The organism is Vreelandella massiliensis (genome assembly GCF_900155385.1).
In the GTDB taxonomy this organism is placed as follows: Bacteria; Pseudomonadota; Gammaproteobacteria; order Pseudomonadales; family Halomonadaceae; genus Vreelandella; species Vreelandella massiliensis.
Map to the genome: position 1 here is coordinate 619,620 of NZ_LT699745.1, position 13,982 is coordinate 633,601.

General features: G+C 59.7%; 15 protein-coding genes and 1 pseudogene. 6 read left to right on the forward strand and 10 right to left on the reverse strand.

The window, feature by feature from the left end; translation table 11 throughout:
• Window positions 1-132: 132 nt before the first annotated feature.
• The 4 genes and pseudogenes from hemC (at window position 133) to BQ9846_RS07475 (ending at window position 4,724) form a co-directional block, all read left to right on the forward strand.
• Complete coding sequence (gene hemC, locus BQ9846_RS07460; protein ID WP_075880355.1) at window positions 133-1,074, forward strand: hydroxymethylbilane synthase; 942 nt, start codon at window positions 133-135, stop codon at window positions 1,072-1,074.
• The gene (locus BQ9846_RS07465; RefSeq protein WP_144049400.1) at window positions 1,071-1,847 is read left to right on the forward strand and encodes a uroporphyrinogen-III synthase; all 777 of its coding nucleotides are present in this window, start codon (window positions 1,071-1,073) and stop codon (window positions 1,845-1,847) included. Before hemC ends, BQ9846_RS07465 begins: the two co-directional genes overlap by 4 nt.
• Window positions 1,848-1,863: 16 nt before the next feature.
• Window positions 1,864-3,447, forward strand: a pseudogene (locus tag BQ9846_RS07470) (uroporphyrinogen-III C-methyltransferase).
• The gene (locus tag BQ9846_RS07475) at window positions 3,444-4,724 is read left to right on the forward strand and encodes a heme biosynthesis HemY N-terminal domain-containing protein (protein ID WP_075880359.1); all 1,281 of its coding nucleotides are present in this window, start codon (window positions 3,444-3,446) and stop codon (window positions 4,722-4,724) included. Before BQ9846_RS07470 ends, BQ9846_RS07475 begins: the two are co-directional and overlap by 4 nt.
• A 100-nt stretch (window positions 4,725-4,824) precedes the next feature.
• Here BQ9846_RS07475 and aroQ read toward each other — a convergent pair whose 3' ends face one another.
• The 9 genes from aroQ to BQ9846_RS07520 form a co-directional block, all read right to left on the reverse strand.
• Entirely contained in the window at window positions 4,825-5,262 is a 438-nt protein-coding gene (gene aroQ, locus BQ9846_RS07480; protein WP_075880361.1) for a type II 3-dehydroquinate dehydratase, read from the reverse strand.
• 157 nt (window positions 5,263-5,419) lie between these two features.
• Window positions 5,420-6,061, reverse strand: coding sequence for a NapC/NirT family cytochrome c (locus tag BQ9846_RS07485; RefSeq protein WP_075880363.1), 642 nt, complete (start codon window positions 6,059-6,061; stop codon window positions 5,420-5,422).
• Complete coding sequence (locus BQ9846_RS07490; protein WP_075880365.1) at window positions 6,058-6,549, reverse strand: nitrate reductase cytochrome c-type subunit; 492 nt, start codon at window positions 6,547-6,549, stop codon at window positions 6,058-6,060. The genes BQ9846_RS07485 and BQ9846_RS07490 overlap by 4 nt, the downstream gene beginning before the upstream one ends.
• A 20-nt stretch (window positions 6,550-6,569) precedes the next feature.
• Entirely contained in the window at window positions 6,570-9,074 is a 2,505-nt protein-coding gene (gene napA / locus BQ9846_RS07495; protein WP_075880367.1) for a nitrate reductase catalytic subunit NapA, read from the reverse strand.
• Between the two features lie 50 nt (window positions 9,075-9,124).
• Complete coding sequence (locus BQ9846_RS07500) at window positions 9,125-9,397, reverse strand: chaperone NapD (RefSeq protein WP_075880369.1); 273 nt, start codon at window positions 9,395-9,397, stop codon at window positions 9,125-9,127.
• A 12-nt stretch (window positions 9,398-9,409) separates the two neighbouring features.
• The gene (gene napF / locus BQ9846_RS07505) at window positions 9,410-9,934 is read right to left on the reverse strand and encodes a ferredoxin-type protein NapF (protein ID WP_075880371.1); all 525 of its coding nucleotides are present in this window, start codon (window positions 9,932-9,934) and stop codon (window positions 9,410-9,412) included.
• A 140-nt stretch (window positions 9,935-10,074) separates the two neighbouring features.
• The gene (gene napE, locus BQ9846_RS07510) at window positions 10,075-10,257 is read right to left on the reverse strand and encodes a periplasmic nitrate reductase, NapE protein (RefSeq protein WP_075880373.1); all 183 of its coding nucleotides are present in this window, start codon (window positions 10,255-10,257) and stop codon (window positions 10,075-10,077) included.
• Window positions 10,258-10,404: 147 nt separating this feature from the next.
• Window positions 10,405-10,815: a fluoride efflux transporter FluC gene (locus tag BQ9846_RS07515; RefSeq protein ID WP_075880375.1), complete on the reverse strand. Its 411-nt coding sequence runs from the start codon at window positions 10,813-10,815 to the stop codon at window positions 10,405-10,407.
• A 4-nt stretch (window positions 10,816-10,819) separates the two neighbouring features.
• Complete coding sequence (locus BQ9846_RS07520; RefSeq protein ID WP_075880377.1) at window positions 10,820-11,218, reverse strand: fluoride efflux transporter FluC; 399 nt, start codon at window positions 11,216-11,218, stop codon at window positions 10,820-10,822.
• Between the two features lie 30 nt (window positions 11,219-11,248).
• On the opposite strand from BQ9846_RS07520, the gene BQ9846_RS07525 reads away from it, so the two are divergent.
• A complete protein-coding gene (locus BQ9846_RS07525; RefSeq protein ID WP_075880379.1) occupies window positions 11,249-12,103 on the forward strand; it encodes a DUF72 domain-containing protein in 855 nt (284 codons plus the stop codon).
• A 245-nt stretch (window positions 12,104-12,348) separates the two neighbouring features.
• Window positions 12,349-13,692 (forward strand): sodium-dependent transporter, encoded by a 1,344-nt coding sequence (locus BQ9846_RS07530; RefSeq protein WP_075880381.1) that lies wholly within the window; start codon window positions 12,349-12,351, stop codon window positions 13,690-13,692.
• A 64-nt stretch (window positions 13,693-13,756) separates the two neighbouring features.
• Here BQ9846_RS07530 and BQ9846_RS07535 read toward each other — a convergent pair whose 3' ends face one another.
• Entirely contained in the window at window positions 13,757-13,978 is a 222-nt protein-coding gene (locus BQ9846_RS07535) for a PA3496 family putative envelope integrity protein (RefSeq protein ID WP_075880383.1), read from the reverse strand.
• Window positions 13,979-13,982: the final 4 nt, after the last annotated feature.

Below are 13,982 nucleotides of genomic sequence, written 5' to 3' on the forward strand. Positions count from 1 at the left end.
TTTTGCTGGGTAGGGCCCCACCGCCGGCCAGCGATGTTTTTGTAGCGCTGATTTTTACTGCGTGGCCGGGTGCTTTATGATGAGTCGTAACACAGTTTATCGGGCCGCGATAGCGGCAATAGGGAGAATGACGTGCAACCTATCACCAAGTTGCGTATCGCCACGCGCAAAAGCCAACTGGCTATGTGGCAAGCCGAACATGTGCGTGACCGCTTAATCGCCGCCCATCCCGGGCTTGAAGTCGAGCTGGTCGCGCTGTCGACCAAGGGCGATAAGATCCTCGACACGCCGCTTTCCAAAATCGGCGGCAAAGCGCTGTTCGTCAAAGAGCTGGAAGAAGCCATGCTCGATGGCCGAGCCGATATCGCCGTCCACTCGATGAAAGACGTGCCCATGCATTTCCCCGAGGGGCTCGGCCTATCGGTGATTCTTGAAGGCGCCGACCCCACCGATGCGTTTGTCTCCAACCACTATACAAGCATCGATGAGCTGCCTGAAGGCGCGCGCGTCGGCACGGCCAGCCTGCGCCGCGGCCTACAAATGCGCGAAGCGCGCCCCGACCTTGAGATTCTCAACCTGCGCGGCAACGTGCAAACCCGTTTAGGCAAGCTCGACGCCGGCGAATTCGACGCCATTATCCTGGCCACCTCAGGCCTTAAGCGCTTGGGGCTCGATGCGCGGATCGCCCAGGCCCTACCGCCGGAAATCTGCCTGCCCGCCTGCGGCCAAGGGGCGCTAGGCATCGAGTGCCGCCTGCACGAGCCGGAGCTTGTCTCGCTGCTCGCCACCCTCGATGACCCCGACACCGCCACCCGCGTGCGCGCCGAACGGGCGATGAACACTCGCCTTGAAGGCGGCTGCCAAGTGCCCATCGGCGGCCACGCCGTGCTGGATAAAGCCAACGAAACACTGTGGCTGCGCGGGCTGGTCGGCAACCCGGAAGGCACCGAGGTGCTGCGTGCCGAAGGCAAAGGCTCCATGCATGAGCCGGAAGCGCTGGGTATCCGCGTGGCAGAGGAGCTTTTAGACCTCGGCGCGGGCGACATTCTTGCCGAGGTTTACGGTAGTCAGTGATGTTACCGGTACTGATCACTCGCCCGGGCGAGCGCGGCACGGTGCTTGCCGAGGCGCTTGAGCAAGCGGGGTTCACCGTGGCGCCGCTTGACGTGATGCGCCTGGAAGCGCTGCCCGAAACGCCAGCGCTACGCAGCCTGTGGCTTGATTTTGATCAGTACGCAAAAGTTATCGTTGTCAGCCCCTTTGCCGCCGAGTGCCTAAGTGCCGCGCTCGACCGCTACTGGCCGCAGCTGCCGATCGGCATTGACTACTACAGTGTCGGCCGCGCCACGGCGCAAGCGCTTCACCGCCAGCTCGGCGTACGGGTCCACGTCCCGGCAAGCGGTAGCGACGATACCAGCGAGGCGCTGCTCGCGCTGCCATCGCTTGCGCGCGTGGCGCAGCAAAAAGCGTTGATTATCGCCGGCGAAGGTGGGCGCGAACTTCTGGCCGATACGCTGAGTGCGCGCGGCGCCGACGTCACCCGCGTAAGCGTTTACCGGCGCGTCTACTCGCCGCCCGATACCCACGGGCAAAGGCGTCTGACCCAGGGGAATTACCGGGCGTTGATCGTTACCAGCGGCGAACTGCTGCAACATCTGGCAAAATGGTGCGATCAGGCAGCCTTGAACCAACCGCTAATCGTTTCCAGTCGCCGTTTGGCTACACTGGCACAAACACTGGGCTTTCGAGCCCCTACGGTGGCTTTGGGGGCAACACCGGCTGCACTGACAGCCGCGTTGGCTCAGGCCTGCAACCCGCCGGGGACCGATGTCGATCAAGGAACTTAACAAGGGCTAGCGACAGATGAGCAAACAACCTAACGATCAGGACGAGTCAAAAAAGACGTCCGCCGCGTCGTCGAACGGCCAACCGAAAGCCGGTGACGCTAAAAACAGTGGCCATGCGGGAGGCACTCAAGCAAGCCAACCCGCTGCCGCTAATAAGCGTTCTGAAAACAAGAGCGCTGACAACACGCGTTCCGAAAGCGAGAACTCTGAAAAAAAGAGTGCCAGTAGCTCGGGTTCCCAACGCTCAGCGTCAAACAGCTCAGGGGCCAAGTCTGAGCCCCACGCCTCAACCCGTAAAACCGCCACCAAAGAGGCGGACAGCAAAGCGCAAAGCAGCGCTAGCGACAAGAGTGCGGCCGCCAAGTCGCCCACACAAGCCGCCGCCTCCAGCGGCGCCTCCGACCAAGCGTCGGCGAAAAAAGCCGACAACAGCGCTTCAAGTAAAACACCGCCCCCCGCCAGCACCTCCCAAAGCCACAGCGGTGGCGGCGGCAAAGGCGGCATTGTCGCGATCATTCTGGTGATTCTCCTGGCGATTGCCCTGGCGTGGCTCGCCTGGCAAGGCTGGCAGCGCTTGGAGAACCAGCAGCAACGCATCGACGACGTCGCCCAGCAGGCAGGCAACAGCGCCTCGCAAGACGCGCTCAGCGAGCTGGAATCACGCCTTGAAAGCGCGGAACAGCAGCGCAACCAAGCGCTTGAAGAGACCACCAGCGCGCTGCGCGAGGAGTTCTCAAGCTACCGTGCCGACGTCAATGAGACGCTCGATAACGTGCTCGAGCAGCTCTCCCAAGAGCAGGACACCGACGAGCGCGAATGGCTCCATGCCGAAGCCGCCTACCTTTTACGCCTGGCCAACCAGCGCCTGCAGCTTGAGCGCGATGTCGAAGGCGCCGCCGCGCTCTTGCGTACCGCCGATGCACGCTTAGCCGATGCCGACAACCCGGCGCTGACGCCGGTACGCCGCGAGATCGCCAGCCCCAGCTTTTCAGGGCCGAGGACCCCCGGCTGCCGAGTCCCAAAAAGATGGAGTTTGGGTCCTTTCTCTTATACACATCCCGCGCTCGACGCCGTGCCGCGCGTGGATCGTACCGGCCTTTATCGGGCTTAAACCGCCCAGCAAGAGCGCATCGCCACACTGCGGTTAGACCAAGAAGCCGGGGAAGCCGAGCCGGTCTCCGCCACTATCGAAGAGCCGCCCACCGGCACATTCCAGCGCCAGCTGGCCCGCTTCGGCGAAGAACTCAAAGAGCTGGTGGTGATTCGCGAGCACGACGAAGCGCTGGAAGCGCTGGTGACGCCGGAGCAGGAGTCCTACCTGCGCCAGAGCCTGCGCCTCATCCTTGAGCAGACTCAGCTGGCCCTGCTCAAAGAGGAGCAGGCGCTGTTTGAAGCCAGCATCGATAAAGCGCTGAACCTGCTTAACCGCTACTACGATACCTCACGCAGCGAGACCCAGAGCGTTATCGAGCGCCTAGAAGAGCTCAAGCAGACCCAGGTATCGCCAGAGCTTCCCGATATCAGCGGCTCTCAGCAGGCCCTTGCCGAGTTCATCGACAACCGCTACGAATCGCGTAACGCAAGCGGAGGTGAGGCATGAGAAAGCTCGTTCTCCTCATCATCGTCGGGCTGGCCGTCGGGGCCTTTTTCGGCCACCTGATGATGTCCGTGCCCGGCTACTGGCTGATACGGGTGGGCGATACCTCCGTGCAAACCTCCTTCTGGTTTGGTCTGGTACTGCTGCTCGCGGCGTTTATCGCTTTGCACTTTGCGCTGCGCCTTTTGAGCGGCATCATTCGCCCGGTCGGCCGCTTTCGCACCTGGAACAGCCGCGCCCGCAATCGCCGCGCCATGAAGCGCACCGTCCGCGGGCTTGTCGCCTTGACCGACGGGCGCTGGAAAAAGGCCGAGAAAACCCTGGTACGCGCCGCGGATGACTCCAGTACCCCGCTGGTCAACTACCTCTCCGCCGCGCTCGCCGCGCACTATCAAGGGCAGTACGAAAAATCCCAAGAGCACCTGAACCAGGCGCAGCTCACCACCGACGGGGCGGATACCGCCATTGGGTTGATGCAGGCGCAGTTGATGATCGACCGCCAACAGCCCGAAGAGGCGCTGGCGATTCTCAACCGGTTGGATAAAAAGCTCACCAACCACCCGCAAGTGCTCAAGCTGCTCAAGCAGGTGCATTTAAGCGTTAACGATTGGGACGGCCTACGCCGGTTGATTCCGCGGCTGGCGGCGCAAAAGCTGATCTCGCCCACCGAGCGCGAACAGCTTGAATACCGCGCTTACCGCGAGCTCATCATGTTTGAAAGCAAAAACCCCAGCGACATTGAGCGCGTGCGCGGCCTCTGGGCCGATATGCCCGACTACCTGCGCGCCAATACCGAGCTGATTGTGCTCTACACCGAAGCGCTGGTGCAGGCGGGCGAAGAGCCCATTGCCGAGCGCCTCTTGAGCCACTCGCTCGATCACCACTGGGACGCTCGCCTGGTGAAACGCTACGGCCTGCTCAACGTCGATGCGGGGCGTCAGCTGGCCAAGGCCGAGCAGTGGCTGAAAGAGCGCCCCAATGATCCGGAGCTTCTACTTGCCTGCGGGCGGCTCTCACTTCGCACCGGCCAGTGGAGCAAAGCGCAGGAGTACTTTGAAGCCAGCCAGCGTCAGCGCCCCAGCGGGGTGGTATGCGCCGAACTGGCCCGCTTGTACGCGAGCCTTGGCGAGCACAACAAGAGTCAGCTCTACTACCGCCACAGCGTTGAAATGCTGGCGAAGTCGCTGCCCTCGCTACCCCAGCCCAGCGATAGCAGTGCCTCGAACGGCGACGCTTCCAGCAAAAAATCGGCGAAAGACGAGAGCAAAAAAAGCGCTTAGCGCTTTCTCCTCTCACTCATCGCCAATGCACTCTTCGCCAATGCACATAGCGGGCGCCCCTTGGGGCGCCCGCTTGCGTTTCGGCGACTCTCCTACCTTCTTACTTTGCCGCCGCCATAATCGCCTCCAGCGCGGCGTGGTAGCCCTGCGTGCCCAAGCCGGCGATCACCCCGTCAGCGCGCAGTGACACATAGGAGTGGTGACGAAACGCCTCGCGCTGGTGAACGTTGGAGATATGCACTTCGATCACTTTACCCTCAAAGGCGTTAAGTGCATCCAAAATAGCGATTGAGGTGTGCGTGTAGGCCGCCGGGTTGATAATAATCGCGCAGGTGCCATCATCACGCGCGGTATGGATGGCATCGATAAGCTCGCCTTCGTGATTACTCTGGCGATAGTTCAGCTCCCAGCCGGCTATCAGCGCTTTTTCGTGCAGGGCGTTATTCACACCCGCCAGCGTTTCATGGCCGTAGATCTCCGGCTGCCGAGTACCTAAAAGATTGAGGTTGGGTCCGTGTAATACCAAGATTTTTTGCATGGGTTGCGCTCCTTTATCGTTCTTTCATGATACAAAATTACACTCGCTCCAGCCCTGAATAAAAAAACGGACCTTGAGTCTCCCCAAGATCCGTTTCGCTACGCCTGATGAACGATGCGACGCCAGCGCAGCGCGGCTGTCTCAATTACCTCTTGGCTTAAGGCTCCTCCTCCAGGCGCGCCGCCCAAGAGACGAGATCATCCGAGGTGCGCAGGTTCGCTTCATGGCCCGGCGGCATCTCCGGCAGTTCGTGGGCGATACCTTTGTGGCAGTCGATGCAGGTCGCCTCTCCTGACGCCAGCGATGTCGAGTGGGCGCGCGCGGCGCGCTCGCTCTGCAGGGTGAAGTCCATCGAGTCAAACTCGTGGCAGTTGCGACACTCCAGGGAGTCGTTGGCCTCTAGTCGCTCCCATTCGCGTCGAGCAAGTTCCAGACGCTTGGCTTCGTACTTCTCCTCGGTATCGATGGTGCCGAAAATCCAGCCCCACACCTCTTTTGACGCCTCCATCTTGCGCGCCACTTTGTGGGTCCAGTCGTGGGGCACGTGGCAATCCGAGCAGGTCGCGCGCACGCCGGAGCGGTTGGTGTAGTGAATGGTCGACTTGAGCTCCTCTAGGGGTTGCTGCATCTCATGGCAGGAGACGCAGAAGGCCTCCGTATTGGTCGCCTCCATCGCCGTGTTAAAGCCACCCCAGAAAATGATCCCGGCGATAAAGCCGCCTAGGGTCAGAAAGCCAAGGCTGTAGTGGACGCTGGGACGGGTGAGGATACGCCAGTAGCGGGCAAAAAATCGCTTCATGGCTCACCCCCCTCGCGTTCGCGAATCGCTTCTCTTAACACCTCGTCAATGGGGCGAAACTGATTCTCCACCAGTGGCTTGGCGTCGGTTTGCGGCACGTGACACTGGGTGCAGAAGTAGCGATCCGGCGAGACGGCAGCCAGCACCTGCTTATGGCGATCCATAAAGTGGGTGATGCTCACCATCGGCGCCCCGGCGTCCACGGCATCTTCGCGGCTGTGGCAGGAGAGGCAGCGGTTGCTGCGCTTGTCGACCTGATAGTCGCGAATCGTATGCGGAATGACCGGCGGCTGTTCCGGGTAGTTGAGCACTTCGCGCCCGGCCTGTTTGGGCAGGTTGGCGATGGGATCGGCCGACATTGTTTGGCTGGCGGTACCGGGGGCACGCAGGCCGTCCGGTGCGGAAGGATCAAGCCGCTCCTGCGCGGATGCTCCGCCAAACGCCAGGGCAACGACGAAAACGAACAGAGAAACCGTTAACCGTTTCATCACAAGGCTCCTTATGGCGCTTACGCCAAGTTGACAAGTTCAAGACGCACGGCGCACTTCTTGAAATCGGTTTGCTTGGAGATCGGATCGGTCGCATCCAGCGTGACTTTATTGATCAGGTGCGACGCATCGAAAAACGGCACGTAAACCATCCCTTCGGGTGGCTTCACGCGACCGCGCGTTTCAACGCGCAAATGCACCTCGCCACGGCGACTGGCGACTTTGATTTCGCTCCCGCGGCGGAAGCCTTGCTTGCGGGCATCATCTGGGTGCATATACGCCAGCGCCGCCGGTACCGCTTTATGCAGCTCCGGTACGCGCCGCGTCATGGAGCCTGTGTGCCAGTGCTCCAGCACACGTCCGGTGCAGAGCCAGAAGGGGTACTCCTCATCCGGCGCTTCCGCCGGTGGCTCCTGGGGCAGGGCAAAAATCAGCGCGCGGTTATCGGGTTTGCCGTAGAACTGCACCCCCGTTCCCTCTTCGACGTAGGGGTCGCGGCCTTCGCGATAGCGCCATAGCGTCTCCTCGCCGTCGACGACCGGCCAGCGCAGGCCCCGGGTTTCGTGGTAGACGTCGAAGTTCGCCAGATCCTTGCCTTTACCGCGGCCGAAGCGGGCGTACTCTTCAAACAACCCTTTTTGCAGGTAGAAGCCAAAATCTTCCGACTCGTGGTTACCGTAGCCCTCGGCGATATCGGAAAGCGGATACTGATCCACCTGGCCATTGGCAAAAAGCGCCTCATACAGGGTTTTATCGCGCAGCTCAGGGGCTTTATTCAGCTGCTCCTCCGGCCACACTTCATCGACGCGAATGCGCTTGGAGAGGGCCACCGTTTGCCATAGATCGGAGCGCGCCTCACCGGGTGCCGGCACCAGCTGGCGGAAGAACTGGGTGCGCCGCTCGGAGTTACCAAACGCGCCCTCTTTTTCCACCCAGCCGGCCGCGGGCAGAATCAAGTCGGCGTTTTGGGCTGAAACCGTGGGGTAGATATCCGAGACGATGACAAACGCGTCGGGATTACGCCAGCCGGGCAGAATTTCCTGCCGGGAGTTGGGGCCGGCCTGGACGTTGTTGGTCACCTGAGTCCAGTAAACCTTCAAATCGCCATCGTTTAAACGCCGGCTCTGCTCCACGGCGTGAAAGCCCACCTTGGCGGGAATCGTACCTTCCGGCAGCTTCCAGATCTCTTCGGCTTTTTTTCGGTGGTCGGGGTTCATCACCACCATATCGGCGGGCAAGCGGTGAGCGAAGGTGCCCACTTCACGCGCCGTCCCGCAGGCGGAGGGTTGACCGGTCAGCGAGAAGGGGCTGTTGCCCGGCTCGGAAATCTTGCCGGTCAAAAGGTGCAGGTTATAGATCAGGTTATTCACCCACACGCCCCGGGTATGCTGGTTGACGCCCATGGTCCAGAACGTCATCACCTTCTTATTGGGGTCGGCATAAAGCTCGGCAAGCTCTTGCAGGCGGCTCTCCGATACGCCGGATTCGCGCGCCGCACGCTCTAGCGTATACGGCTTAACGTACTCGGCGAACTCGTCAAACGTCATCGCCGACCAGCTATTGGCGTTATCGGCATTGGCGGCGGCTTGCTGCAGGGGGTGTTCGGGGCGTAGTCCGTAGCCAATGTCATCGGTACCGCGGACAAAGTTAACGTGGTTATTCACGAAGTCCCGGTTGACGCGGTCGGTTTGAATAATATGGTTGGCGATGTAGTTAAGAATGGGGATATCCGCATGGGGGCTCATCACCATGGGGATATCGGCCAAGTCAAAACTTCTGTGCTCAAAGGTTGAGAGCACAGCGACTTGGGTATCCGGGAAAGAGAGACGGCGGTCGGTCACTCGCGTCCAGAGTACCGGGTGCATCTCCGCCATATTGGAGCCCCAGATCACAAAGGCGTCCGCATGCTCAATGTCGTCGTAGACCCCCATGGGCTCATCCGAACCGAACGTGCGAATAAAGCCGAACACCGCAGACGCCATGCAGTGACGCGCGTTGGGGTCGATATTGTTGGTGCGAAAACCGCCCTTGAAGAGCTTGCTCGCGGCGTAGCCTTCCCAAATGGTCCACTGGCCGGAGCCAAACATGCCCACGCTTTCCGGGCCGTGGTCACGAATGGCGGTTTTAAACTTATCGGCCATGATATCGAGCGCTTCGTCCCAAGAGACCGGCTCAAAATCGCCATTTTTGTCATAAACCCCGTTACGTTTGCGCAACAGCGGCTGGGTCAAACGGTCTTCGCCGTACAAAATCTTGGACAGGAAGTAACCCTTGACGCAGTTGAGGCCGCGGTTGACCTCCGACTGGTTATCCCCGTGGGTGGCGACGATTTTATCGTCGTAGGTCCCCACCATCACGCTGCAGCCGACCCCGCAAAAGCGGCACGGGGCCTTGTTCCAGTTAAGCTTTGTTAGCTCGGAATTGGTGATCAAATTACTCGCGCCGGCGGGGATACTCATCCCCGCCGTTGCCGCCGCGGCCGCCGCCGCGTTGGCTTTAACAAACTCTCGACGTGTTAGCTTCATGGCTCCCCCTTCTTGCTTTTTCTGGTTTTTTTGACGCTGGTCTTGAAACGCTAGTCTTGAGGGTCATCAGCGGTGTCTGCCGCTAGCACCTCGTGGTACACCAGCGCCGCATCCAAAACCCCTGGCTGCTCGCGTACCGTATCCATCAGTCCCAGCAGCCTTTTTTCATTGCTGTTTTCGGCAACGACGACGAGTTTTCCCGCTTCGTCTTCGCCTCGGATATCGCAGTTGGGCTGCGCGGCCAACCACTGCGCCGTGGCGGCCAGTGCATCGGGCTTGACGTGAACAATAAAGCTCACGATATGCAGCGTGTTATCTTCCATAGGCTCTCCCCTCTATCCGCTAGCGTGGTCCATGCTCACCATGGTGATGGCACTGTTTGGGCAAGCGGGCTGGCACGCCCCGCAGCCGGTGCAACATTCGCTATCCAGTACCGGCGTGGGCGGCTTACCGCCCGCTACCAGCGGAAACGTGATCGCGCGCCATTCGCAGGCATCCTGGCAGCTCTGGCAGTGGATACCGCCAAGCGCCAAGCAGTGCGGCGCAATTTCAGCGCGCCAGGGGAAAGCGGCCGCATTGACCGCGCCGCTTTGCGGCGGCAAAAGCGCGTCGGGCTCGCACACCTCGACGCACTCTGCGCACAGCGTGCATCCCTCCTGGGCAAAGGAGATTTCGGGATACCCCCCGCCGCCCCGCACCAGCACCTGTTCGGGGCAATGGGTAATGCAGGCATCGCAGCGCGTACACGCCGCCAGAAAATCATCCCGTGCCCAAGGCGGACGTTTAACACTCCCTTTCCCGGTTAAAGAGCGAAACAACTGGCGCCGCTTATCGTTATGGGCGTGATGAGACGCGCGCATAGCAACGCTCCTTAAACTTGCGTTCAAAATATTAAAATGAGAATAAATCCGCTTTAGTGACTGTTTATTGCGTTTTAATTATGCGTCACTTGATGTTTAACGCACCGGCATAAATCCACGTCACGGATACGTATTACATTTTATGCCGGTGGCCCAGGCGGGCCGGCAAACATTTGAAATATCCATACGGCGAAGCCGTAACCGCCTACCACGCCGACGGCCAAGATAGGAAAGAGCAGAATAATAATAAATAAGAAGAGTTTTAATTCTTTGGCTTTAAGCGATTTATTATCACTCGCCATACCGCTATTGCTGTCCGACATTTTTTCTCCCCCCGAAGATATAACTCCACTTTTATGCGGCAGCGGCCAATTAAATAGCGTGCCTGTGATTATTTGACGCAGCTTAAGCCTTAAGGCTGGCTTAATCTTTAACTTAGATCAACCTTCCCACATTCGCGAGTACAGGGCTTAGGTTTTTGACCCGTTTAAGCGCTGCCCGATATGAGCGGCGATAAGCCAGCCGCTAACGCTTAGCAGCCCATAAAGCAGCGCCAGGGGTATCTGATTCCACTGCCACAGCAGCAGCACTTCTAAGCTGAAAAGTGAAAAGGTGGTAAAACCGCCGCAAAAACCGGCAAGCCAAAAGTGGTGCCAGCGGGAGACGTGGCCGTGTGGATATTGATGGGCGTGAGACGCAAGCCAAGCGATCAGCCCCGAGCCGATCACATTGATGACGAGCGTCACCCAGGGAAAAATGGGTCCCAGCGTTTGCACAGCACCCACGCTCAGCCCATAGCGCAGCCCGGCGCCAAGAGCACTGCCCAACCCGGTGGCGAGGTAGCGCTTCAGCGCCTGGTGGTCACGGTGATGGAGCGACATAGCGCTAACCCAATGCCCGCATCAACCCGTGGCTGATAACACTTCCTAGCGCCACCAGCGCAATACCGCCGGCCACGCTGGTGAATAGGTAAGCGGCTGCCTGGCGCTTTTTTTGCTGCCACAGCGTCAGGGTTTGCAGGCTTAACGACGACACCGTGGAGTAACCGCCGAGCAGCCCGGCGGCAATAATGCCCCAACCCAGCCCCTCAAACGACGCCGCTAAACCTTGCCCAGCGCCAAATGCCAGGCCCAGCAAAAGCGTCGCGGTGAGATTCACCGCGAGCGTCCCCCAGGGAAAACGCGTGCCCACACGCCGCGCCACCGTATTACCCACCCACAAGCGCAGCATGCCACCCACCGCACCGCCGAGCATCACGCCAATAAGGCCTGTCACTGTTAACATAGCCTCTCCCCCAATATTAGATGTCCCGTCATGACGCCACCGCTTTATCTCGGCCTACCCCTGTGGGCCAACCCCGATTGGCAAGGCAGCCTCTACCCGCCCCATGCCAAAAGCGAGCTTTTGCGCGACTATGCCGCCGTTTTTTCCAGCGTGGAAGGAAACACGACGTTTTACAGCGGCACTCCCGGCACGGCGACGGTCAATGCCTGGGCACATCAAGCGCCCGCCGCGTTTCGCTTCTGCTTTAAACTGCCGGCCCTTGTCACCCACGAGCAGCGCTTGAGCCGCTTAGACGCGGCATGGGATTTTTTGCACGCGCTCGCCCCGCTTCACGACCGGCTAGGCCCCACCATGGTGCAACTGCCCCGCGACTTTGGCCCGCGCGAGCTGCCTAAATTAGAAGCGCTGCTCGCCGCATGGCCCCACCATTTACCCTGCGCGGTGGAAGTCCGGCACCCCGAATTTTTCCACAAGGGCAGCGCCGAGCGCGACCTCAACCGGTTGTTGATAACTTATCACGCTAACCGCGTGATGCTCGACGTGCGCCCGCTCTTCTCCACACCACCCAAGGCCCATCCCGGCCTTGCGCACGCTCAGCAGGAAAAGCCGAAACTCCCACTACACGTGCTTTCCACGGCAGACCAGCCCGTCATTCGCTACATTGGCCATCTTGACAAACAGATAAACAGCGACTATTTCACGCCCTGGAAAAACCAGCTCAGCTTGTGGATAAATCAGGGGAAAACCCCTTTCTTATTTGTGCATACGGCGGATAATCGCCGCTCGCCTGAGCTGGCGCGCCACCTGTATCAACAGCTTGCCGAATGCATTGGGCTACCCGAACTCGCGCCCTTCCCCGGGGAAAAACAAGCCCCCCTGTTTTAACGTCTTTTTCAGCTAACCCGACTGGCATGCGCGCGTTTGATCGGATAAATTGCCCTTACTTTCGGAAAAAGCTGGCAATTCGACATACGATAGCGGCTATCTGCAGCGGTTTTCGTAGGTCACCGTTCCGAAACGGCGCATTGACGCGCCAACAGCGAATACGCAGCAACGTAATGCTGAACACGGTAGTGCTTAAAACAATAGCGCTGAAAAGTAATACAACGTAATCCAATAACAGGTGATGTATGGCAAAACATGCGCATGCGCAGTGGTCATCGAAGATGGCCTTTGTGCTCGCGGCTGCGGGCTCCGCAGTCGGCCTAGGTAATATATGGCGCTTCTCCTACCTCGTAGGCGAGAGCGGTGGTGCGGCGTTCGTCCTGGTGTATCTCGCCTGCGTGGCGCTGGTGGGCGTGCCGATTTTGATCTCCGAGTGGATGATCGGCCGGCGCGGTCAGAAAAACCCCATCGACAGCATAACGGAGCTCGCCGAAAAGAGCGGCAAGCCCAAAGCCTGGGCGCTGGTAGGGGTAAGCGGCGTGCTTGCGGGGTTCTTAATCCTGTCGTTTTACAGCGTTATTGGCGGCTGGTCGCTCAACTACACCTTAAACGCCGTCACCGGCACGTTTAGCGGCCAGGATGCCGACAGCATCGCGGCAATCTTTACCGGCATGCTGGCAAGCCCGGGCACACTGCTGCTGTGGCACTCCGCCTTTATGCTACTGGTGATCGGCATTGTCGCCCGCGGTGTCACCAAAGGCCTTGAGAGCGCGGCGCGCGCCATGATGCCCGCGCTGATCGTGCTGATGCTGATTCTGGTCGGCTACGGCATGACCACCGGCCACTTTGGCGAAACGCTCGCGTTCATGTTCAGCCCTGACTGGGGCGCGCTGGATGGCGGCGTGGTCTTGGCGGCGATGGGGCAGGCGTTCTTCACGCTCTCACTGGGCATGGGCATCATGATGGCCTACGGCTCTTATCTCGGTGAAGACGTCAACCTGCTGACCACGGCGCGCACGGTGATTATTCTTGATACCGCGATTGCGCTGCTGGCGGGTCTGGCGATCTTCCCCATCGTGTTTGCCAACGGCCTCGATGCTGGCGAAGGCCCAGGGCTGATCTTTATCACCCTGCCCAACGCCTTTGGCAACATGAGTGGCGGTGTGATTCTGGGTCTGATGTTCTTTTTGCTGCTCACCTTCGCCGCGCTTACCTCAGCGATTTCGCTTTTGGAGCCGACGGTCGAGATGCTGGAAGAGCGCACTTCCCTGCCCCGCGTGACGGCCACGCTGGTCAGCGGCCTGGCGGTTTGGGCATTGGGCATTGCGGCACTGCTGTCGTTTAACGCCTGGTCCGACTTCCTGATCTTCGGGCTCAATATCTTCGATCTTCTGGATACCTTCACCGCGAAGATACTGCTGCCGCTGACGGGTCTTGGTGCCGTACTCTTTGTGGGCTGGGCACTTGAGCGTAAAAGCGTGGAAGCCGAGCTCAACCTCTCTGCCACCGGGCTTAGCGTGTGGAATGTCACTGCCCGCGTGATTGCCCCCATCGGCGTTATTTTGGTGTTTATCGCTGGCTTTATGTAAGCCTTGGCGACACCACGATAACCCTCTCGATGGAGCGACGCCCTGCCGTTATGGCAGGGCGTTTTTAATGCAGTTCGTTTTCGATGGGTTCGTCGTCATGCTCGGGCAGATCGGCGATCTCTTGCCAGAGCTTTTGAAATTCGCGGTGCTGCTCGATGCCGCGCCGGGCCCGCAGGCTACGCTTGGCACAGGCGCGCTGGCGCTGGGTATGTTCATCCACGTTCATGCTCATAAAAATATCGAGTAGTTCGCTTTTCACCGAGGTGACTCGTTCGACATTACGCATAATC